We start from the raw sequence: 24,028 nt of genomic DNA on the forward strand, positions 1-24,028 counted from the left end.
CGAACTAGCGGACAGCCGCTTCCGCGAGGATGGTGTCGCCGTGGTACCAGGGGTTTCCGGCGGCCTCGGAGATGAGGTTGCGCGACTTCGTCTCGTGGGCGCGGCCGAGAGCCAGCGTGAGGTGCTGGACGAACTCCAGGGCGGTGAAGTACTTCCGCATGAAGGTGGGTTCGGCCATGGGGATCTCGATCACCTCGATGTTCCGGTTCTCCGGACGATCGCTCGTGAGCAGGCCCATCAGGTTCTTCCGCTTCCCCTGCGTGTACTCGTCGTCGTTCGCGTCGGCGAAGACCAGCACGCTGTGCTTGCGTGTCGGATCCGACAGGGTCGCCACCTCGCTGTGGCAGAACTCGTGGAAATAGTTGCGGGTGGCGGGCACCATGGCGATCTCGTTGAGGTGCATCTTGGCCAGCTTGAGCAGGCTCTCGTGCCACACCGGCGAGGCGATCATGATGATGTTGGCGTCCTGGCTGCGCAGGGCCGCGGTGCGCGCCAACTCCCTGTGGGTGTCGGTGAAGTCATGGGCCAGGTGGTCCGGGAGCGCCCGCACCTCGTCGCCGAAGTCCTGCTGGACCAGGCCCAGCCGGAAGAAGACGTCCAGCAGGATGGCGAAGTACTGCCCCACGTGGAACAGGGGGTACTCACGGTCGGGCTCGCTCAGCTCCCAGCGGAGGATGGACACACCTGCCTCCCGGCCCAGTTCGGCCAGGCGCCCGCCGGAGGTGAGCAGGACCATCCGGTCATGGGCGTGCGCGAGTGCGTGGAAGGCTCGCGCGGGCTCCAGGGAGTGGCCGCTGTAGGAGCTCAGGATGATCAGCGTCCGGTCGTCGTCGATGACGGAGGACGGCAAGAGGTACGCGTGGTCGTAGTCGTTGAAGACGTGGAACTCCACCTCGGTGCCCGTGGAGATGAAGAAGGCGCGGACGACGTCGGAGACGATCGCCGAGCACCCCATACCGGTGAAGACCACACGCTTGAAGTGACCTGCGGCGATACGGGCGCGCAGGCTGTCGGACAGCTCGTCCAGCGAGTACTCATCGCACTTCGTGAAGCCCCTCCGGTAATTCTCGGAGAGAAATTCCTCGTACCGGTCCATTCGCGTACGCACGTACAAAGCCTCTTTCGGAAAATGGGAGTGGATACCTTCTCGCCCGCACCACAGGAATCACCACATGAATTGCCCGCCGTCTACGATCAACTTCTGACCGGTAACGTACGAAGATTTCTCCCCGATCAGGAACTCCAACGCGTCGGCCATCATGTCGACGTCCCCGATGCGTCGCTGCGGGATCTCCTCGAGCAACTTGTCGCGGTAGTACGGTTCGTCCGTCCGGAATCGCGTGCGCATCTCCTCGGTGTCAATCATTCCGGGAATGAGCGAGTTAACGCGAATGGTCGGAGCGAGCTCCATCGCAAGGCATTTCGTGAAGTGCAGGAGCCCCGCCTTGCTGGCGCAGTAGTTCAGCCCGTCGAGCCGCGGGCGGATCCCGGTCGTGGCCGCGACGTTCACCACCGATCCACCGCCCGCCTCGAGCATCCTCGGCGCGAGCGTCCGCGTGAGATAGAACGGCGCGGACAGGTTGGCAGCGATCACCTGATCCCAGTCGTCGAACGACATGTCGAGGAAGGGGCGGTCGATGTTCCGCCCGGCGTTGTTGACCAGCACCCTCGGCGCCCCGTACGCCGCGACCAGCTCGTCCGCCACGGCGACCACGGCGTCGGGGTCCGCCAGGTCGGCCTGCACGGCCCGGAAGGAGTCGCCGAACTCGCGCTCGGCCATGCCGGCGGATTCCTTGTCGCCCCGGTAGAGCGCCACGACCCGGTACCCCAAGGACAGCAGGCGTCCGCTCAGTCCGAGCCCGATACCTTTGGTGCCGCCGGTCACCACCGCGAATTCCTTGTGCACCCTCATGTCTCCTGTACGCATCGACGGACTCGCCGGAAGAAAAATCTCATCTGATCCTGCAACGAGCACAGGAGGAACCAGTCGTGGAATATCGCTGGATATTGCCAGGGGTAGGAATACAGGCCGGCCATCGACGGACCGACGGAGGCTGCCCGCAGAAAATGCGGCACCCATTTCAGAGGTCTCGTTCAGCCTAGCTCGATTGCATTCACTCCAGCAAGAGTGTTTTCGCAGGGCGGCACCTCATCCGGAAAATGACGGCTGCCCGTGCGGTCAGGTTCGCGGCGTCAGCTTGCATCGGACCCGACCTGTGGGTCGCAGGGTGATTCCGGTGTTCAGCGGAATGTCGGTGTCGACCGCGGTGAACGAGTAGTTCTGGAGCAGCACGCTCAGCGTGAGGGTGGCGTTCAGCATCGCCAGGTGCTGGCCGATGCACGCCCTCGGCCCACCGCCGAACGGAAACCACGCGTAGCGCGGGCGCGCGGCCTCGTGCTCCGGCAGGAACCTGTCCGGGTCGAACGCGTCGGGGTCCGCCCAGATGTCGGGACGGCGCTGGACGACGCCGGAGCTGACCACGACATCGGCGCCGGCCGGAATGGTGTACGCGCCGACCTGCACGTCCTCGGTGGTGATACGGCCCTGGGCCGGCGCGGCGGGGTAGAGGCGGAGCGCCTCCTTGAGCACCTGCGTCAGATAGGGAAGCTTCTCCAGGTCCTCGGCGACAGGCTCACGACCGTTCAGGACGCTGTCGACCTCCTGGTGGGCGCGGGCCTGCACCTCGGGGTGACAGGCAAGGAGGTGCAGGGTGAGGCCCAGTGTGGTGGCGGTGGACTCGTGACCGGTGACGAGGAAGACGAGGACCTGGTTCCGGGTCTCCTCCGCACTGATCGGGTTGCCGTCGTCGTCATGCGCCCGCGCCAGCAGACTGAGCATGTCGTTCCGGCCGGTCGGGGCGGTCGACTCCTCGGCCCGGCGGGCCGAGATGATCTCGTCACACACCTCGTACAGCTCGCGGTGTGCCTTGGCGGCGCGCAGATTGCCCGGCGTGGGCACCTTGCGGGACAGATTCACCGGGGCGAAGGCCCGCTTGACCGCATAGGCGTTGATCAGCGGGAAGTTGCGCTGAACCGTCGGGACCATCGCGTCCACGTCGTTCTTCCGGCCGAACAGGATGCGGGAGATCGTCCGCAGCGTGTGCCCCGTCATCTCCTCCGCCACGTCGACGGTCCCGCCGCCCGGTGCGGTCCGCCACCGCTCCACGAGGTTGCCGGTCTCCTGGGTGATCTCCGAGCCGTACTTGTTCACCTGACGAGGCGTGAACAACGACTGGAGCATGCGGCGCTGGCGCAGGTACTCGTCCCCCATGCTGGTGAGCAGCCCGTTGCCGAACGACTGCCGCAGCTCGCCGAGGAACCGGTTCTCCTTGCTGAACGTCTGCGCCGAGGACGCCAGCACCTGCTGAGCGCCGTCCGCCGAGAACACACCGTAGAACTCCGCCCGCATTCCGGGCGGACCCACCGTGAACCGGACCACGTCACCGTGGTCGCGCAGGGCCTTGCGGTAGGTGCCCAGCGTGTCCCGCTGGAGGTCCATCAGCGACCCGAACAGCGGGTGCCCCGCCACGGTGGGAGGCGCCGAAACCGTGGAAGTGGTCGCGGTCATGATGCTGTCTCTCCTTCTGCTGCTTCCGTGCCGGGCCGCGTTCTGCGGGCCTGACGCGTCAGGTGATGCGGGTGTCGGGGGTGCCGGCCGGGGCCCGACCGGGCATGCGTTCGCCGGACCGGGATCCGTCCAGGACGCTGCGGTGAACTCCAGGCAGTCCGGCCGCCGGGCGGGTCCGAAGGCCACGGTCCAGCCGGCCGGGACCTCGACGGCCGACGGCCACAGCGAGTGCTGCCGCCGGTCGTCGACGAGGACGAGGTAGTCGGTGTCCGGTCTGTCGAAGGGATTGGTCATCAGGACGTCCTCGGTGAGTCCGGCGTCGCCGCCGCGCGCAGGTGGGTCACGTCCGATCGCGGGGAGGCCACGATCTCCGCCAGCAACCGCTCGTAGGTGCGTGCCATGCGCTCGACGGTCCGTCGGGAGAAGAGGTCGGTGCTGAACTCCAGGTAGCCGTGCAGCCCCGACGCCGTTTCCTCCGCGACGAGGTTCAGGTCGTACTTCGTGGTCGTCGTCGCAGAACGGATGGGCAGCACCTGAAGGTCCGTTCCGTCACCGCCGGCCCCGGTGGGAGCGGCGGCGGGGAGCAGGTTGAACATCACCTGGAACAGCGGGGAGCAGCCCGGCTCGGGAGTGGGCTCCAGGGCCCGGACGAGGTCGGTAAACGGCAGGTCCTTGTGTTCGTGTGCCTCGGTGGTGACGCGCCTGGTTTCCGCCAGGACGTCAGGGAAGGAACGGTCCCCGGGCACGTCGAGACGGAGCGCCACCAGATTCACGAAGTAGCCGACCACCCGCTCCAGTTCGCTCCGCGGCCGGTTCGACACCGCGGTGCCGATGGCCAGTTCGCTGCCGTCCGTGTGACCGCCGAGCAGAACGGCGAAGGCCGACAAGAGGGTCATGTAGAGCGTGGCCCCCTGCTCCTGGCTCAACCGGCGCAGACGGTCCAGCAGTTCGGCCGAGATCCCAAGATCCACCGACGAGCCCTGGTAGGTCTTGACCGGGCAGCGCTCGTAGTCGGTGCGCAGCGGCAGACAGGACGGCAGCCCTGCCAGTTGCCGCCGCCAGTAGCCCTCCTGACGGGAGAGCTCTGCGGCGTCGGTCGTGTGCGCCTGCCAGCGGGCGAACCCGGCGTACGAAAGCGGCAGTTCGGGCAGCTCGGGTGCCTTCCCCAGGCTGAACGCTCGGTACAGCTCGAGCAGCTCCGCCAGCACGACGTTGACGGACCAACCGTCGAAGACGCCCCAGGGCCGGGTCAGGACCCCGATGTGCTGATCGTCGGAAACGGTGAGCAGGTGTGCGCGGACGGAGTACGGGTCCTCCGGAGCAAAGGGACGCAGCCGTTCGGCGCGCAGCCACTGCGTGACCGCCTCCTCCTCGACGGCCGCCGGCCGCACCGCGAAGCCATCGGCGGGATGGACGCTCTGGGTCCAGGTGCCGTCGTGCCGAGCGTAGCCGGTGCGCAGGACCGCGTGCCGCTCCACCAGCGCCCCCACGGCGCGCGTGTAGGCATCGCGATCCAGGGAGCCGTTGATCCGGAACGCCAGTTGCACGTTGTCGTGCGCCGTTGCCAGGTGTGCGGGCCGGTTGAGGAACCACAGGTCGCGCTGCTGGAGCGTGAGGGGCGCCGGCCCCCGCTCCTCGGCCTCGTCGGCTTCTGCCCGGTCGGCCGGGACCGACGGTCCGCTCTCCTGTGCCGTCGGCTGCTCCAGTACGGCGGACATCTCTTCGATGGTGGCTCCGCTGAAGATCAGCTGGAGGGGCAGCTCGGCGCCGGTCTCCTTCTTGATCCGCAGGGTGAGGCGGGTCGCGAGCAGGGAATGACCGCCGAGGTCGAAGAAGTTGTCCTGGAGTCCGACCTGGGTGAGACCGAGGACGTCGGCTACGACGCGGCACAGCGTGCGCTGTGCCTCGGTCCGCGGGGCGACGTACCGCTCCTTGGTCACATCGGCCTCGTCCGGGGTGGGCAGGGCCCGCTTGTCGACTTTGCCGTTCGGCGTGACCGGTAGTTCGTCGAGGACCACGAACACGCCGGGCACCATGTAGTGCGGCAGCTGCGCGGAGAGGTGCTCCTTGAGGGCGCGGGCCAGAGACGGCCCCCTGCGGCCCAGTTGCGGATGGTTGGTCGCGGCGGGTGCCCGATAGGGCTCACGTGCCCGTACTCGGGGCAGTTCACCGCGGCCGAGCACCAGGTCGAGGCCGTCGAGCCGGTCCTGCGACCAGGTGGCCGCCACCTCGAAGCCGAGCTCCTCGGCGTGCCGGAGAACGGCTTCCAGCTCCCGTCCCTCCTCCGCGGTCCGTGATCGGGGCGCCGGCGGCTCAGCCGCCCGGGAGTGCGACTCGCGCCCGAACTCCGCTGCGAGGCGCACGGCGTCGGTGACGCGGGGGTTGGTCAAACCGCTCACCCCGAACCGGTCGGGCACCTCCCCGTCCAGGAGGGCGCGCAGATCCGCCGGAGAGGCGGCCTCCAGCCACGGCAGGGAGGCGGCCGGCGCGACGTCCTTGCGCAGGATCACGTCGTAGCGGTAGGCGAGTGCCGCACTGTCTCCGTCGCCTCGCCGGACGATGAGGTCGACCGCCCCCAGCTCGGGGAGACGCTCCGGCAGCCGTGCGAAGTACGTCGGGCTGACGAGCAGTTCCCGCTCCTGGCGCCGGCTGCGCCGCACCCGTGTGGCCGGCGCCTCGACGCTGCCGCCGGGCTCCGTACGATCCCGTTCGACCGCGCAGAGCTGGGCGGTGAACAGGTCCAGGTTCCGGACGTCGCCGACGAGGATGCTGCCCCCATCCGCGAGGAGCGGGATCAGGAGGCCGAGTACCTCTTCCAGGTACTCCTCGTTCGGGAAGTGCCGCACCACCGAGTTGAGCACGATCGTGTCGAACTTCTCGCCGGTCAGCTCCGCCGCGGAGTGTGCGTCTCCCTGGGTCAGGGTGACGTGCGACCATCCGCGCCGTGCCACACCGCGGCGTGCGACGTCGAGGGCCGTGGCCGACGGGTCGAGCGCGTGCACCGAGGCGCAGTCCGCGGCGTAGCGCAGGAGCAGCTCTCCCCCACCGCAGCCGATCTCCAGCACCCGCTTGGGGCGCAGGCGCTCCAGCTGCCGGGCCACGGTCTCGAGGGGCTCCTGGTCGGCGGATCCGGTGCCGAGCGCATACCGGTCGTCGGAGTGCTGCCTCCACTGTTCGACGTGGGCGGCGTTCTCCTCCGGACCGGCGGTGTGCAACCACTGGGGAGTCGGGCTCACGTAGGCGGCGAGCGCCCGGGTGGCGCCGTTCCCCCGCGGGATGACCACGGCTCGGTGCACCGAGGGGTGCTTGAGCAGCGTGTTCGCGACTTCACCGGGCTCCACGCGGAAGCCGCGCACCTTGACCTGGTCGTCGACACGGCCGAGGTAGTCGAGCGTGCCCTCCGCACGCCATCTCACCAGGTCGCCGGTGCGGTACATGCGTGTTCCGGGTTCGAACGGATCGGCCACGAACCGCTCGGCGGTCAGCTCCGGCCGGTTCAGATAGCCACATGCCACGCCGTCGCCGGAGGCGTACAGCTCACCCGGCACGCCGAGCGGTACCTGTCGCAGCGCCTGGTCCAGCACGTACACCCGGGTGTTCCACACCGGAGGGCCGATGGGCACGGCTGTCGCCGCCGGCTCGGGCCGGTAGAGACAGGCGGTGGTGGCACCGCCCTCGGTGGGCCCGTACAGGTTGTGCAGTTCGGCGCCGGGCAGGACGCGGGCGAACCGTTCGGCGAGCTCGACCGGGAGTGCCTCGCCCGCGGTCTCGACGCGGCGCAGCCCGGTGCACAGTTCCGCGGTCGGTTCCGACAGGAACTCGGCCAGCATGGACGGCACGAAGTGGAGGTCGGTGACGCGCTCATCGCGGATCAGCCGTGCGAGGTACTCCGGATCCTTCTGTCCGTCCGGACGGGCGATCACCACGGCCGCGCCGATCTGGAGCGGCCAGAACAGCTCGGGCACCGAGACGTCGAAGCCCACCGACGTCTTCAGCAGCATCCGGTCCTCGCCGCTCATGCCGTAGTGGTGCTGCTTCCACGCGGTCCAGTTCAGGCCCGCACGGTGAGGGATCACCACGCCCTTCGGCCTGCCCGTGGATCCCGAGGTGTAGAGCACGTACGCGGCGTCCTCCCTGGTCACCTGGACCCGGGGGTCGTCGTCCCGGCCACCGGTGGTGTCCGGCAGCTCCTCGAGGACGATCAGCGGCGCGCTGTCGGCGAGCACCTGTTCCACACGCTCGTCCGGGAGGTCGGTCTCCATGGGGAGGTAGGCCGCTCCGGTCTTCACCACGGCGTGGACCGCGACCACCAGGTCGAACGAGCGCGGCATCCGGATCGCCACCCGCTGCCCCGGCCCGGCGCCCCGCTCGATCAGCCAGTGCGCGAGCCGGTTGGCCCGGGCGTTCAGTTCCGCGTACGACAGCGTGCGGCCCTCGAAGACCAGCGCGGTGCGGTCCGGAGTACGTGCGACCTGTGCCTCGAACGCGGCGGGCAGGCTCTCGTGCGGCAGGGGTGTCGCGGTGTCGTTCCACTCGGCCAGGCGCTGCCGGTCGGCCGCCGGCAGGACATTGACGTCCAGCGCGGCGGTACCGGTCCCGTCGTCCGTGGCGAGGGCGTCGAGCAGGCCCGCCAAGGCGGTTTCGAGACAGTCGGCCACCGCTTCGCAGGTGACCGTCTCCTCGACCTGGACGTCCAGCGACAGCTCGGTGCCGAAGTCGTCCAGCGACACCGTCACGGGGTAGTTGATGGCGTCCACGGCAGCGAGGAAGCGCACTCCGTGGTCGTCGATGCGCGGCAGTGCCTCGTCGTGCTCCGCCTCGAAGTGACGGAAGTTGACCACAGCGCTGAACAGCGGGGCGTCGCCGTCCATGCCGCTGCACCGCTGGACCAGGCTCAGGGGGCTCTGCTCGCGTGCGATCAACTCCCGCAGCCCGGCGTCGACGTCCGCGATCAGCTCACGCACGGTCCGGTCGGCGAGCCGGGTGCGCAGGGGCAGCGTGTTGATGAAGTTGCCGAGCATGCGCTCCACTCCGGGCACGCCCTGCAGGCGCCCGGACATCACCGCGCCGAACACCACGTCGTCGCGTCCGCTGGTGGCTGCGACAAAGCAGGCCCACGCCGCGTGGAAGAGGCCGGCCGGGGTCAGTTGCAGACGCTGAGCCTGGGCGCGAAGGTCGCGTGCGAGGGGCTCGGGCAGCGCTCGGCGCAGCCGGCCGACCCGCCGGCCATTGCCGTGCACGTCGGTGAGGCCGAACGGTGCCGTGGGTTCCGAGACGTCCTCGAGAGCTGCCCGGAAGTAGGCCACTGTGTCGTCCGCGGTGTGCCTGGCCAGGGTGTGGGAGACGAAGTCGCGGTAGGGCGCCGGGGTGGACAGCAGGTCGGCGCGGCCCGCCATGTGCACGGCCAGCTCCTGGAGGATCAGTCGCAGGGAGGTGGCGTCCTCGATGAGGTGGTGAGCGGTCAGGAGCAGGTAGCGCCGCTGCGTGTGCGGCTCCTCGGCGACGGTGAGGCGCAGCAACGGGGCGCTGTCGAGGCGCATGCGTCCCTGGCGCGCGAGTAGTTCCTTCGCCTGTTCCTCGGCGTCCCGGCCGGCCGCGAGCATGATGCGCTCCACGGGGAGCCGCGCGGCCCGGTGCACGACCTGGACCGGTTCGGGCAGGCCGGCGGTGGATATGGCGGTGCGCATCACGTCGTGGCGGTCGACGATGCGCTGCAGCGCGTCGACGAACCGGGCACACGCCTGCTCGTCGTCGGCCCGGTAGAGGGTGGAGACGAGATAAGGGTCGTTGTCCGGGTCCATCAAGTGGTGGAAGAGGATGCCCTCCTGCGTGGGCAGCAGGGGGTAGATGTCCTGGATGCCGGCCGCCCCGCCGGGCACTGCGGCCACGATGGTGTCGATCTGCTCCTGGGTCAGGTCGATCAGCGGAAGCAGGTCGGGGGTGAGACGCTCGCAGCCCTCCGGGATCCGGTTGGCCGGGACGGTGTGCGCGGGCGTCGCCCCGGTCGCGTCGATGCGTGCCGCGAGGTCGGCGAGCGTGGGCGCGGTGAAAACGTCCTGGACGGTGATGTGCAGGCCGCTGTCCTTCAGTCGCGCCACCAGCACCGTGATCATCAGGGAATGGCCGCCGAGGGCGAAGAAGTTGTCCTCGGCGCTGACCCGGTCGGCGTCGAAGCCGAGGAGTTCGGCGCAGACGGCGGCCAGTTGCCGTTCGGTGCCGGTGACGGGTGCGACGTAGGCGCGCTGGGCGAAGGCGTCGATGCCCGGGGCCGGCAGGGCACGGCGGTCGAGCTTGCCGTGCGCGGTCACCGGCAGCGTGGCGAGTTCGACGTACGCGCTCGGCACCATGTACTCGGGCAGGGCGCCTTCGAGGTGCCGGATCAGATCGGCGCGGTGGTCGGCGAGGGCGTGTCCCGGCTCGGGCACCACGTAGGCGACCAGGCGAGGGCTGCCCGGCTGGTCCTCACGGACCAGCACGGCCGAGGAGCGGACGGAAGGGTGCTCCGTGAGCCGATGCTCGATCTCGCCCGGCTCGATGCGGAAGCCGCGCACCTTGACCTGGTCGTCGGCGCGGCCGAGGAACTCCAGGTCGCCGTCGGGCAGTCGGCGCACCAGGTCGCCGGTGCGGTACATGCGGGCGTCGGAGGAAGCGTCGAACGGGTTGGGCACGAACCGCTCGCGGGTCAGCTCGGGCTGGTGCAGGTAGCCGCGGGCGAGCCCCGTGCCGGCGATGTACAGCTCGCCGACGCACCCGACGCCCTGCGGCGCGAGAGCCCCGTCGAGCACGTGCAGTTGGATGTTCTGGATCGGCCGGCCGATGGGGACCACGCGGAGCGTGTCATCGGCGGGGACGGTCCAGTGGCTGACATCGACGGCTGCCTCGGTGGGCCCGTACAGGTTGTGCAGCGGCGCGGTGTGCTGCTGGTAGTGACGTGCGCACAGGTCCGGGGCCAGCGCCTCGCCGCTGCAGAACACCTGGCGTACCGTCGTGCACCGCGCCCAGCCCGGCTCCTCGACGATGCTGCGCAGCATCGACGGCACGAAGTGCAGGGTGGTCACGCCGAACGCGCGTATGGCGGAGAGCAGGTATGCGGGGTCACGGTGACCGCCGGGCGCGGCGATCGCGAGACGGGCGCCGAAGAGCAGCGGCCAGAAGAACTCCCAGACGGACACGTCGAAGCTGTAGGGGGTCTTCTGCAGGACGACGTCGTCACCGGTGAGTCGGTACTCGTTCTGCATCCACTCGATGCGGTTCACCGCGGCCCGGTGCTCGATCATGACGCCCTTGGGGCGGCCCGTGGATCCGGAGGTGTGGATCACGTATGCCAAGTGACCTGCGTGCGCACCGGGTTCGGCCGTGGTGGCGGCCGCGTCCGGGGCGTCGAGGACGTCCGTGCCCTCCCGGTCGCGCAGGGTGCCGTCCGGGTGCAGGACGAGCAGGTGCTCGACGCCGTGCAGTGGTTCGGAGTCCAGATGCGGCTGGGTGAGGACCACGGCGACCCCGGAGTGGTCCACGAGGTCGGTGCGGCGGGCCGCCGGGTAGGACGGCTCGATCGGCATGTAGGCGCCCCCGGCCTTCAGGGCGCCCAGAATGCCCGCGACCATCTCGGCGGACCGCTCGGCGTGCAGACCGACCAGCGTGTCCGGCCCGACGCCGTGTCGGCGCAGTCCGCGGGCGATCCGGTCGGCCCAGGTGTCGAGTTCGGCGTACGTCCAGGAGCGGTCCGTGGTGACCAGAGCGGTGCGCTCGGGGTGCCGGGCCACCCGCTCCTCGAACAGCTCGTGCAGGCACCGGTCGTCGCTGAAGGGTCGCTCGGTGTCGTTGAACACCTCGACCACCTGGCGACGCTCCTCGGCGTCGATCATGGCGAGGCGGGACACGGGCAGCGCCGGATCGTCGGCGACGGCGGCGAGCAGCCGGGTGTAGTGACCGATGAAGCGCCGGATGGTCTCGCGGTCGTACAGGTCGGGGTTGTACTCGACGGTGCCGACCAGGCCGTCGGGGGATTCCCTGAGGTCGACCGTCAGGTCGAACTTGGTGAAGCTGAGATCGAAGTCGACCGGGGAGACCTCGAGCCCGCCGAGGCTGACGTCCCGTCGGGTCTGTGCCTCCTGGAGGACGAACATCGTCTGGAAGACGGGCGAATGGGCGAGGCTGCGCTCGGTGTCCAGGGCCTCCACGACGGCCTCGAAGGGGACTTCCTGATGGTCGTAGGCCTCCAGGGCGGTCTTCTTGACCTGGGCCAGCAGATCGGGGAAGGCCGGGTCGTCCGCGAGGTCCGCGCGCATCACCAGGGTGTTGGCGAAGAAGCCGATGAGATCCTCGACCTCGCGTCGCCCGCGGTTGGCGACGACCGTGCCGACGGCGATGTCCGTCTGGTGAGTGTAGCGGTTGAGGACGACGGTGTAGGCCGCCAGCAGGGTCATGTAGAGCGTGGCTTCGTGGAGCTTGGCGACGTCGCGCAGGGCGCTGAGCAGTTCCGCCGGGCAGGTGAAGCTCTCGCCGGCCCCCGTGTAGGTCTTCACGCGCGGGCGTTCCCGGTCGGCGGGCAGCGTGAGCCGCGGGTCGACGCCGGCCAGCTGACGCTTCCAGTAGTCCGTCTGACGGCCGTGCAGGTCACCGGCGAGGCGTTCATGCTGCCAGTGCGCGTAGTCCGCGTACTGCACGGGCAGCGGCTCCAGCGGGTCAGGGCGGCCCGCGCAGAACGCCTCGTACAGGGCGACCAGGTCGCGGAAGAACACGCCGACCGACCAGCCGTCGGACACGCTGTGGTGCGTGGTGACGAGCAGGTGGTGCTCCTGCTCCGACTGCCGCAGCAGCCGTGCCCGGATCAGTGGCCCGCGCTCCAGGTCGAACGGGGCGGCGGCCTCGTCGCGACAGATCGCGGCGAGCCGCGCCGGGTCGGTCAGCTCCTCCTCGGCGACCGTGAAGTCGCTGCCGTCGCCGATGACCTGGCGCGGGACGCCGCCGCCGTCGGCGAACCGGGTGCGCAGCACCTCGTGCCGCTGGACGACAGTCTCCAGAGCGCGCAGCAGCGCGGGGCGGTCGAGGCTGCCGCGCAGCCGCATCGCCATCGGGATGTTGTAGGCGGCGCTGGTGCCGTCCAGCTGGGCGAGGAACCACAGCCGCTGCTGGGTGAAGGACAGCGGCACGGGTGTGCCGTCGGTCCGGGACAGCCGGGGGATGGTCTCGAGCGCGGAGAGGTCGACGCCCTGTTTGCGCAGCAACGCGATCAGGGCGCGCTGCCGCTTCTCCGGCAGGGAGCGGATCCTCCGGATGAGATCCAGGCCGGTGTCCTGACTGGTGGTGCCCATCGTCGTGCCCCTGCCTCAGCTCTCGATGTCCAGTGCGTCGAGCTCCTCGTCGCTCATGTGCTCGACAAGGGCGATGCCTTCGAGGATCAGATCCAGTTCGGGTGTGCTCGTGTCCCCGGCCACGAGGAGCCGTTCGCGCAATTCCCGGGCCATGTCGGAAAGGCGCGGCGCGGCGAAGACCGCTTCGACCGGCAGTTCGACGCCCGCGCGCTCCTTGAGCAGGTTGATCAGGCGGGTGGCCAGCAGCGAGTTGCCGCCTAGCGAGAAGAAGTCGGTCCGTGCGGTCAGCGTGGCCGGGTCGACCAGGAGGACGTCGGCCCAGGCCTGTCCCATGACCTGCTCGGCGTCGGTGGCCGCGCCGACGGGCGGCACGGGCTTCTGTCCCCTCGTCTCGGGTACGGCCGCCTGCGGGTCGCGTCCGACCCAGTAGCTGCCCGCCTCGAACGCGGTGGCCGGCAGGGGCACGATCCGGCGCCGCCCGGCGTGCAGCGCGCTCCAGGGCACCCGGACCCCGCGTACCCACAGAGCGGCGAGTTCCTCCAGGGCCCGGTCCTCGGCGAGTCCGGCGAGGAAGGCCTCGCTCCTGGCACCGGACAGGACGGAGGTCCAGGGTCCGGAGTCGTCGTCGGCACTGCCCCGGTACACGGGTACGGTCGCGGGGACGCCCGCCATGTGTTCGGCGAGCGCCTGGGCCAGTTCGGCACGGTCGGCGGCAACCACGGCGAGCCGCTCGGTCAGCGGCTCGCGGCTCATCTGGGTGGTGTACGCGATGTCCGCGAGGCTCACTGTGGAGCCGGTGCCGTTCTCGCCGGGCAGGCCCGAAAGGTGGTCGAGCAGGCGCTGTGCCGCCTCGTGCAGGCGTTCCTCGGTCCGGGCGGTGACCAGGACGACCTGGGGTGTGGTGTCCGGGGTGAGGGGCCGGACCTCGGCGGCGGCCGGCGGTGCCTCCACGACCAAGCTGACGTGAGAGCCGCCCGCCGCGACGCAGTTGATGAGGGAGCGGCGGGGCTGGGACGGCCCGCCGGTGTCCGTGCCGCCGCGTGGCTCCCAGTCCGTCAGCCGGTCGCGGAGCTCGAGCGGGGAGCCCTCCAGGTCCAGGCGGGGATTGGGGGTGCCGGCGTCGACGAGCGGTGCTATCTGGCCGTGCTGAAGCTGCAGGACGACCTTGGTCAGCTGAGCGATGCCGGAGGCCGCCTCGGGGTGGCCGAGGTTGGACTTCACGGCGCCGACCGGCACCGAGGTGGTGACACCGGAGAACACCTCGCGCAGAGCGCGCAGTTCGACCTCGTCGGAGAACGTGGTGCCGTTGGCGGCGGACTCGACGTAGCCGATGGAGCCGGGTTCGGCACCGGCCCGCTCCAGTGCCCGGCGCATGGTCGCGACCTGGGTGCGGTGGCTGGGTGTCATGAAGCCGTTGGAGCGGCCGCTGTGCAGGGAGGCGGTGCTCTTGATGACCGCGAGGACGGTGTCGCCGTCGCGCAGGGCGGCGTCCAGGGGCTTGAGCAGGACGGCGCCGACCGCTTCGGCGGGCAGGTATCCGTCGCCGTCGCGGAAGCTGCGCGCGCCCGGGTGGGTGCCGAGCAGCTGCATCTCCGAGAGCGCGACGTACTTGTCCTCGTGCACGGTCAGATTGACCCCGCCCGCGACGGCCAGCTCGCACTCGCCCCGCAGCAGGTCGGCGCAGGCCAGGTGCACAGCCATGGCGGACGAGGTGCACATGCTGTCCACGGCGAGGCTCGGGCCTTCGAGGCCGAAGAAGTGCGAGACACGGTTGGCGATGAGGTTGTACGAGGCCGAGGAGGTGAGCGCCGAGAGGACCGGGTCGGAGGTGTCGGCCTGGTACATCTGATAGGCGGCGCCGACGTAGACGCCTACGCGTCGGCTGTAGCGGCGTTCGATCGTCTCCTGGGTGATGCCGCCCTGTTCCAGCAGGTGCCACACGGTCTCCAGGAACAGCCGCTGCTGCGGGTCCATCGCGGCGGCTTCGCGGGGGGAGATGCCGAAGTGCAGCGGGTCGAACCGGTCGATGCCGTCGAGGAAGGCGCCGTATCGGGTGTCGCCGTCGGTCTTCCAGCGGTCGGCGGGGACCTCGGTGACGCAGTCCCGGCCCTCGCGCAGCACGGCCCAGAAGGCGTCCAGGTCGTCGGCGTGCGGGTAGCGTCCGCTGATACCGATGACGGCGATGTCCTGGCCCGTCGGGGGCGGGACCGACGCGGGGGCGGTGGTGTCCGCCCGGACCGTCTCGGGTGCGGCGGTCCGCTGCCGGACGGCCTGGGGTGTCGCGGGGGCCGCGGGAGACGGGGGTTCGCCGACGAGGGTGCGCAGTTCCTGCGGGTGGTCGGCGGCGAGGTGGCGGGCGAGGCCGCGCACGGTCTGCACTTCGAACAGCAGGGTGCGTGAGAGTGGTCCGAAGGTGTCCTCGAGGGGCTGGACCATGGTCACGGCGAGCACCGAGTCCATGCCGTAGCGCTCCAGCGGGGTGTCCGGGTCGAGGCGCTCGGGACCGAGCTTGAGAGCGGAGGCCAGCACGCGCCTGAGGTGCGCCACGGCCCGGTCCTCGACGGACCGTACGGATCCGGTACCGGCCGCCGTGCCGGGTGTGGACGCCGGCGTTGCCGTATCCGTCTTCTGCGCGGCCAGGCTCTGCGGTACGGCGGTCTGCGGTGCGGCATCCCCGGCACGCTCCGTCAGCCGGGTCAGCAGCGCCTCGCGGTCGCCCGCCACCACGAGCAGCCTGCCATTCGTGACACCGCCGGCGGCACCGGCCAGTGCCTGGTGCAGGGCCGCGATGCCCCGCTGCGTGTCGAGGGGCGCGAGGCCGGCAGCGCGCAGCTGCTCGCGGACGGGGCCCTCGGCTCCCATGCCGCCTTCGTCCCACAGCGGCCAGTTGACGGACACGGTACGGCCGCTGCGCAGGCCGACTTCGACGAGCTGGTTGCGGCGTCCGGTGTAGGCGTCCATGAAGGCGTTGGCGGCGGCGTAGTCGCTCTGGCCGGGGTTGCCGAAGGCGCCGGCGATCGAGGAGAAGCAGACGAACAGCTCCAGCGGCTGCTTCTGGGTCAGCTCGTCCAGGGCGACCAGGCCGGCGACCTTGGGGGCGAGGACGCGCTCGAGTTCCCCGTGGCCCTTGCGCACGATGAAGTTGTCGTGGATGACGCCGGCGGCGTGCAGCACGCCGGTCAGCGGACCGTGCTCGTCGGTGATGTGGGCCAGCAGGGCGCCGAGCGCGTCCCGATCGGCGACGTCGACGCTCTGGTACTGGACGGTCAGGCCGGTGGCGCGCAGGGCGTCCAGCGCGGCGCGCCGTTCGTCGGTCAGTGGGGTGCGCCCGGTGAGGATCACGGTGGCGTGGCCGACCGAAGCGGCGATGTCCCGGGCCGTGATCAGGCCGAGTCCGCCCATGCCGCCGGTGATGAGGTAAATGCCGTCTTCGCGCCAGGGCGTCGGTGCGGGTCGGGTGTTGGTGACTTCGGTGAGGCGGCGCACGATGCGGCGGCCGTCTGGGTGGCGTACCTCGGGTTCGGGGTTGGTGGTGGCTTCGGCCGTGAGGCGGGCGGCGAGGGTGGCGGGTGAGGGGCCGTCCTGGTATTCCAGGTACTGGGTGTGCAGTTGGGGGTTTTCGAGGCGGGCCGTGCGCAGCAACGCGCCCAGGCCGCTGTAACAGGTTGGCCGGCCGCTGGTGTCGACTACCGCGACTTGGAGCAGTGTGGGCCGGCGCACGCCCTGTTCGAGCAGTTGCCGGGTCAGTGTGAAGACCTGCCGCACGGCGTCGGTGTACTGCTGGTCCAGCGGGCCGTCGGTGTGGTCGAGGAAGGTGCACTCGGTCGTGACGGGCAGGGCGGCCCGCAGGGCCTGGCGCCCGTCGGCGGGAAAGCCGAGCACCATGACGTGCCGTTTTGAGAAGGCTCCCGCCGCCCTGGTCATGGCCTGCTGCTCGGTCCATTCGGGTCGCAGCAGGAGAACGTCGGCGTTGTCGCCGGCCGGGGAGCTGTCAGTCGGCGCGGGCCGGTGTGGTGCGCCTTCGGTGTCGAGGTCGTACCAGCAGCGTTCGCGGGCGAAGGGGTAGCCGGGCAGGCCGATGCGGCGCACGGGGGTACCTGGCTGCCGGGCGTCCTCCCACGTCACGTGGGCGCCGTCGGCCCACAGCGCGAGGAGGGTGTCATGGGTGCCGTGCCGGGTCCAGGCGTCCAGGGCGGTGTGGACGGCCGGGGTGTCGGTGGGCCGGTTCGGGCGGACGGTGCCCCGGTGCCAGGGGCCGTGCGCGCCCGGGTCGGCGGCGAACGCGGCAAGCCGCTCACGGGCCTCGGCGAGCGAGGTCGCGGTGAAGGCGAGACGTTCCTCCAGTGCCATGCGTCCGGTCTGCAGGGTCCAGGCAACGGCAGTGAGGTCGGCGTCGGTGAGCTGGTCGAGCCGGGCGTGCAGGCGGCGGGCCTGCTCGGCGAGCTGGCCCTCGCTCTTGGCGGAGAGCACCAGCAGCGCGGGACGGTTGTCGGCCGGAGGCTCGGCCACGCGGGCGGGCGGCTGGTGTTCGGAGATGACGATGTGGGCGTTGGATCCGCCGCCGCCGAAACTGGAGATTCCGGCGATGCGTGGCAGCGTGCGGCCCTCGAGCACGGGGCGGTGCCAGGGCTGCAGGGTCTGCTGGACGTGCAGCGGAGTCTGCTGGAAATCGATGTGCGGGTTGAGGGTCGTGGAGTGCAGGCTCGGCACCAGTTCGCCGTGGCGTATCTGCAGCAGCACCTTGGTCAGGGCGGCGATGCCGGCGGCGGATTCCAGGTGCCCGATGTTGGACTTCACCGACCCGATCGAGAGCTGCTCGGGCGCGCCACCGGCGCGGGTGAAGGCCTGTTCCAGGCCGGAGATCTCAATCGGGTCGCCCAGGGAGGTGCCGGTGCCGTGGGCTTCGAGGTAGCTCACCGCGCGCGGGTCGACCCCGGCGGCGGCGAGCGCGTCGGCAATGACCTCGCCCTGCGCGACGGGGGTCGGCACCGAGTAACCCGAGGTGCGGCCGCCGTGGTTGACCGCCGTGCCCTTGATCACTGCGAGGATCCGGTCGCCGTCGGCGACGGCCCGTTCCAGCGGCTTGAGCAGGACCGCGCCGACGCCCTCGCCGGGCACGTAACCGTCACCGCCCTCACCGAAACTGCGGCACCGGCCGTCACTGGAGAGGAACTTGCGCTGCCCCAGCACCAGATGCTTGTTCGGGTGCGGGGTCAGGTTGACACCACCCGCGAGCGCCGTGTCGCACTGACCACTGCGGATCGCCTCACACGCCAGATGGATCGCGGTGAGAGAGGAGGAGCACATCGTGTCCACGGCCAGACTCGGACCGTGGAAGTCGTAGAAGTACGACACCCGGTTGGCAACCGTGGACGCACTGCCCCACAACGCGTCCGGCCTGCCACGCTCCTGCGCCTGAGCACCCAGGAGCTGGTACTCCTGATACATCACACCGACGAACACACCGACCTTCGCGTCGCGCGAGAGCCGGTCAGCTGTGTATCCGGCGTCCTCCAGAGTGTGGTGGGCACACTGCAGGAACAACCGTTCCTGCGGATCGAGGTAATCGGCCTCCAGCAACGAGATCTGGAAGAACAGCGGATCGAACCGGTCGATGTCGTCCAGGAAGCCACCCCACCCACCAGCACCCGCCTCCGCATAGCGCTGCCGGTTCCAGCGGCCGGCGGGAACCTCGCGGACACTGTCACGGCCCGCCCGCAGATTCCGCCAGAACTCATCCAGATCAGCGGCCTCCGGATAACGACCACTCACGCCGATGATCGCGACATCCCCCGGACGTACGACTTCGGGCTCGGCCGGCGTCTCGACGGTGGGCAGCGGACGGCTGGACAGACCTGTCAACTCCGCACACACACGGCCCTGTTCGTCCACGACGGTGACGTCCAGCCGGGCCGCGGCCCGGTCGGTGCCGCTGCCGGGCTGGTGGCGGATCCAGGCGTACGCCCGGGCGGGCGAGGCGGCGAGGGCCTCGGCGCGGGTGAGGGCGAAGGGCAGGGCGAGCGCCGCCGAGCCGCTGTCGCCCAGCCACAGGCCGATGGTTCCCTGGAGTGCGCCGTCGAGGATGCTCGGGTGCAGCAGGCCGCCGTGCAGCGCTTCGGCCGCCTCCGGCAGGCGCAGCTCGGCGAGGACCTGGCGTCGGCCCTCCGTGTCCCTGCCGGTGCGCAGCTCGGTCAGGGACCGCTGCGAGGGGCCGTACGCCAGGCCGAGGCCGTCGTAGAGCCCGTAGATGTGCTCGCCGGAGTACGTCGCCTCGGTGCATACGGCGCGCAGCTCGGCGAGGGGCAGGGTGCGCCCGCTTGCGTCCTCGGCCAGGCTCGCCCGGCCCTGGCCGCACAGGGTGGTGGCACCGTCGGCTTCGACGACGAAGACCTCGTACGTGCAGCCCTGCCCGCCGGTGCGCACACGCACGCGCAGCGTCAGCCCGTCGGGGCCGTACACGGCGGCCCGGAGCCACACCACGTCGGTCAGCCGGACGGCCGCGGTGTCCTCCCGCCCCAGCGCACGGGCAACCGCCACACGCGCCATCTCCAGGTGAGCGACCCCCGGCAGCACCCGGCCTCCGCGAACCTGATGGTCACGCAGATACGGTTCCGAGCCGTCGAAGCAGGTCTCGTACGTCACCTCGTCCGCCGGGCCGCCGGGCACGGTCCGCTGGAGCATCGCGTGGGTACCCGGGGCGGAGGTGCTCGGCGAGTCGCCCTGGGCAACTGGCGCGTTCTGTACACCGTGGGTGCCGACGAGGTGGGACGCCATGGTCCGCAGCGTGCGGTGCTCGCCGAACACGCCCGGAGTCAGCGCCAGGCCGTACCGCTCGTTCACCCGCTCGGCGAGTCGCGCGCACCCGCTCAGGTCCAGCCCGAACTCGCTGAGCTCGGCGTCGGGGTGCACATCGGCGGGGCGCACACCGAGAAGGGCCGCCACCTCTTCGGTGAGGGCGGTGCGTACGACGGACAGGGCGTCGGGAGTTCCCAGTGCGGGCTGAGCCGGGGCCTTCTCGGCCGGAGCCTGGGGGGCGGGAGCCTGCACGGGGACGGCCGGGGCGGCGGGAGCAGGCACGGCGGGTGCGGTCGGGACGGCACCGGCAGGCAGCAGAGGCTCCAGCCACGCCGCGAGCTCCGCGATCGTCCGATGCTCGAACATCACCGTCGGCGACAACTCCACCGACAGCCGCTCCTCCAACGCCGACACCAACGACAACAGGTCGGCCGACCCCAACCCCAACTCGTAATAACCCAGACCCACATCCACCGCATCCGCGGACACACCCAGCCGAGAACCCACCAACTCCCGCACCACAGCGGACACGGAATCCACCACCGGCACAGCAGCCGGAGCGAGCACCGCCACCGGCGCGGCAGGAGGCGGCACAGCCGGCGCGGTCGCGACGGCACCGGCAGGCAGCAGAGGCTCCAGCCACGCCGCGAGCTCCGCGATCGTCCGATGCTCGAACATCACCGTCGGCGACAACTCCACCGACAGCCGCTCCTCCAACGCCGACACCAACGACAACAGGTCGGCCGACCCCAACCCCAACTCGTAATAACCCAGACCCACATCCACCGCATCCGCGGACACACCCAGCCGAGAACCCACCAACTCCCGCACCACAGCGGACACGGAATCCACCACCGGCACAGCAGCTGGAGCGAGCACCGCCACCGGCGCGGCAGGGGCGTCGCCACGGACGTCGAGCGCGCCGGCCGCCCGGATGCGCTTGGCGACGAACTGCCCGACCTCGGCGACCTTCCGGCCGGTCTCGTCGTAGAACTCCACGACCAGGCGGATGAGTTCGTCGTCGCGGCGGACGGAGTCGGCGGGCACCCGAACGTAGCAACGTCCACCGAGTGGCCCGGCCGCTCGGAAGCGGTCGAACATCAGGGGGAGGTAGAGGCCGGGACCGTCGTTGTCCCCGTGCAGCATGCCCAGGGCGACACCGCCGCCGAGGAGCCCGGCTTCGAAGAGGGCGGGGTGGAAGAGGAACGCGCCGGTGGAGGCCTGGTGTTCGGGGGCGAGTTCCAGCTCGGCGATCCAGTCACCGGGACGGTGGTGGACCGCGCCGCCGAGCTTCATCAGGCCCGAGTGGAGGAGGTCGTACTCCCGGCACCAGGTGTAGATCTCGTCCATGGTGGTGCGTCGGGCAGCGCCCTTGATGGGCAGCGGGAGTCGCTCGGTGAAGGCGATGGGGCCGCGGTGGTGCGCGGTGACGACGGCGTGCAGGACGTCGGTGGTGTCCTTGGCGCGCCGGCTGCGCACCTCGATGCGCCATCCGCCGCCGACCGCGGGGCGCCCCTCGACGGTGGTCAGGACGGCCTCACCGGGCCCGGCGACGAGCGGCGCGAGGATGGTGAGGTTGCGCAGCTCCAGCTCGGGCATGGGGTGCCCCTGCCGGGCGAGCACCTGAAGCACCAGGTCCACGTAGCCGACACCGGGCAGCAGGCTGCGGCCGTACACAACGTGCCCGCGCAGCAGCGGGTTGTCGGCGGTGACGGTAAAAGTCTCGGTAAACGTGGGCGATGTGGTCATCGGATTTCCGTCCCAGAAAAGGCGCGCGGTGCCCGAGTGTGCGTGGAGTGAAACGTGGAGTGAAACGGGGATTCGTTTACGGACACGGGGATTCGTTTACGGACACGGGGAGAGCGATAGCTGTCAGAATGAACCCGTCGCGGTGTATCCAGCGCCCTTTGAGCCGGGGTACCGGATTCCCGGCCGCCTGGGGTGGGGGCACCAGGAACCGCGCGGAGAAGAACCCACAGGAATCGATGTCGATCCGGGCCCCGTCGAACCCGAGCATCCGCTGGGCGAGGGGGAACCAAACCTTATAAACCGCCTCCTTGCAACTGAACAGTAATCGGTCCCATGGCACCGCGTCGTTTTGTGCACCAAGCCGTTCCACGAGGTCTCGTTCGGCCGGCAGGGCGACCAGATCGAGCAGATCTCCGGGAAGCGGAGCGCTTTCCTCGGCGTCGATGCCGAGGGAATGCACCCGGCTGGCCCGCGCCACCGCGGCCGCACGGTATCCGGAGCAGTGCGTCATACTGCCGACCACTCCCACCGGCCATTGCGGGGCCCGGTATCTCCCGGGCGGCAGCGGAACCGGGGGAATCCCCAGTTCGCCGAGCGCGGCACGAGCGCACCGGCGCACGGTCGAGAATTCCTGTCGGCGCCGGGGTACGGCATCGGCGACGGCCGCGCGTTCCTCGGCGAAGAGATGGATGTCTGCGTCGTCGTCGAATGCCTCCGCTGACATCACGTCGACGGGAAGTATCTCCTCGATCACTGTTCCCCCGTGGCCTCGTTCTCCGGCCGCTTACCCGGCGGCCGGCGAGTAGCGCTCACCGGGTTCCCGTGCGCCGATGGCGAAGTCCCTGATCCCCCTGAGCAGCATACGAAGCACGCCTCGGAAGTTCTCGCGCCCGACGATGCCGGACAGTGCGGCGACGGATGCCCGTCTCCCGATCCTTGGTGAAGGGTGTGCGTTCGTGCATGTCAGGGCCGAGATTGCGGGTGCGGCGGGGGGCGTTCGCGAGGGCTTTCTTCTCGTCGAACGCGTCCTCGACGGCGAGGTCCCGGCAGAGCGACCGCCGGCTGAACTCGGCGGAGTCGACGGCCGATTGGACGGCAGTCGGGTCGAGGAGCCCGATCTCGTCGGCCCGGATCTGGGTGACAGTGTCGTCGTCCGAGTGGAGGGCCGACGTGCTGTCCTCGACCAATAAATAGGTGCGGGAAATCCGATCGAGTTCGCGGGGTCGAGTTCCGCGAAGTCGCAGTGCGGGATGACGACGGCGTTCTTCAGGTTCCCGGTGCGGACCATCTGGCGCCGCTCAACGTTGAAGACCGTGGTGATGATCTTGTTGAGGTACGGAGCGCGCTCTTTGTCCTCGGTGTGGTCACTGCCGCCGCTCGCGTGGTACAGCGGCATGTTCTGCCAGAAGCCGTTACCTAACTCGCCATACCCCTCTGCCGCGGTCGGCGTCGCGGCAGGATGTTCCAGGTCTTCCCTTAAATACTCCTGGTCGAGTTCGACACAGCCCCGTATGTGCGAGCGCACGCGCCTTCCCCCCGGTTTCGATTACTTTGTGCGGTTGCGAAGTGAGCTCAGACAGATAGCGCCGTGGTCAGGCGGCGCCCGCGCGGCCGCATATCGGCCCGAGTTTCGTCGATGAAGGCGAGGCAGACGCAACTTCGCACAGCGCCCGGTACAACCTGCCGTGCCCGGGGAACGTCAACCGCAGCGGACCCACCCGGGAAGGAATGATTCATCGTGGTATTGCCGGTAAGACGTGCCCGGGATCGCCACCTTGGATTGCCGATGCCGAGAGCCAGTAACCCGAAAAGGACAATCACGGCTATGCCGCCCCCCAGTCCATGCGGTGTGAGGTTTCCTCACCCCGCTCCCCCATTCGAATCGAGAGCTTAGGTTGGCTGATCACGACCGTCAACCGCCTCCCGAGGATCGCGCAGCTCGATTCTTCGGCCCGAACCCACCGCGCAACGGCCAATCCATACGCGGGGAAAGAGGAAACGGAACTTGTCCACACTGCCGTCAGGCCTGACCGACCAGGGCCCTTGACCGAAACCGGACTCTCACCGTCAGCGCTTCCCGCGCTCACCCCGAGAGCACCCATGGACACCGAGAGCACCCATGGACTGGGTGGCGCACAACCCGGCGCGCAGACGGACGAGTTGGCGGAACCTGTACTGAGCTCCGCGATCACCACGGAAGACGGAACCGGCCACGTGGTCCCACATGTGCGCGGCCGTGGCCGGCGCGTCGGCAACCAGGTCGGTACGTATGCGGCCGGCGATCGACCGACCCATCACTCGGAGAGAGGCGCAGTCGATGATGACGACGCCTGACGACGGTCAGCCACCGGAAGTCGCCGTCCCCGACGGGGCGATGGGTCACATCGCCCATGCCCCGTCAGGGCATAAGTCGACGAGATCGGGTCGGAGTGATTCACGACCATCGGCACACTGCCCGACCTAGCCCTATGAACTATTTGGCAGCCGCAATGTTCTGCATGGCGGATCATGGTTGACGCCCTGCAGCGGATGACCTAAGCTCCCTTTCCATTCGATCAAGGTTGCGAAACTCTCGGGGGGTGAATCCAACCATGATGGTCGA

At 69.8% G+C, this 24,028-nt stretch carries 6 protein-coding genes; all 6 read right to left on the reverse strand.

What is annotated here, in order from left to right:
• Positions 1–4: 4 nt before the first annotated feature.
• The 6 genes from OHT51_RS04695 to OHT51_RS04720 all read right to left on the reverse strand — a co-directional run bounded on the left by OHT51_RS04695 (position 5) and on the right by OHT51_RS04720 (position 22,180).
• Positions 5–1,108: an SIS domain-containing protein gene (locus OHT51_RS04695; RefSeq protein ID WP_328877596.1), complete on the reverse strand. Its 1,104-nt coding sequence runs from the start codon at positions 1,106–1,108 to the stop codon at positions 5–7.
• A 57-nt stretch (positions 1,109–1,165) separates the two neighbouring features.
• Entirely contained in the window at positions 1,166–1,906 is a 741-nt protein-coding gene (locus tag OHT51_RS04700) for an SDR family NAD(P)-dependent oxidoreductase (protein WP_328877597.1), read from the reverse strand.
• Between the two features lie 273 nt (positions 1,907–2,179).
• On the reverse strand, positions 2,180–3,862 hold the full coding sequence (locus OHT51_RS04705) for a cytochrome P450 (RefSeq protein WP_328877598.1): 1,683 nt from the start codon (positions 3,860–3,862) through the stop codon (positions 2,180–2,182).
• Positions 3,862–12,882, reverse strand: coding sequence for a non-ribosomal peptide synthetase (locus tag OHT51_RS04710; protein ID WP_328877599.1), 9,021 nt, complete (start codon positions 12,880–12,882; stop codon positions 3,862–3,864). The genes OHT51_RS04705 and OHT51_RS04710 overlap by 1 nt, the downstream gene beginning before the upstream one ends.
• A gap of 15 nt (positions 12,883–12,897) precedes the next feature.
• Positions 12,898–21,426 (reverse strand): SDR family NAD(P)-dependent oxidoreductase, encoded by an 8,529-nt coding sequence (locus OHT51_RS04715; RefSeq protein ID WP_328877600.1) that lies wholly within the window; start codon positions 21,424–21,426, stop codon positions 12,898–12,900.
• 76 nt (positions 21,427–21,502) lie between these two features.
• A complete protein-coding gene (locus OHT51_RS04720) occupies positions 21,503–22,180 on the reverse strand; it encodes a 4'-phosphopantetheinyl transferase family protein (protein ID WP_328877601.1) in 678 nt (225 codons plus the stop codon).
• Between the last annotated feature and the right edge of the window lie 1,848 nt (positions 22,181–24,028).

It is taken from the genome of Streptomyces sp. NBC_00299, assembly GCF_036173045.1.
GTDB classification, from domain to species: Bacteria; Actinomycetota; Actinomycetes; order Streptomycetales; family Streptomycetaceae; genus Streptomyces; species Streptomyces machairae.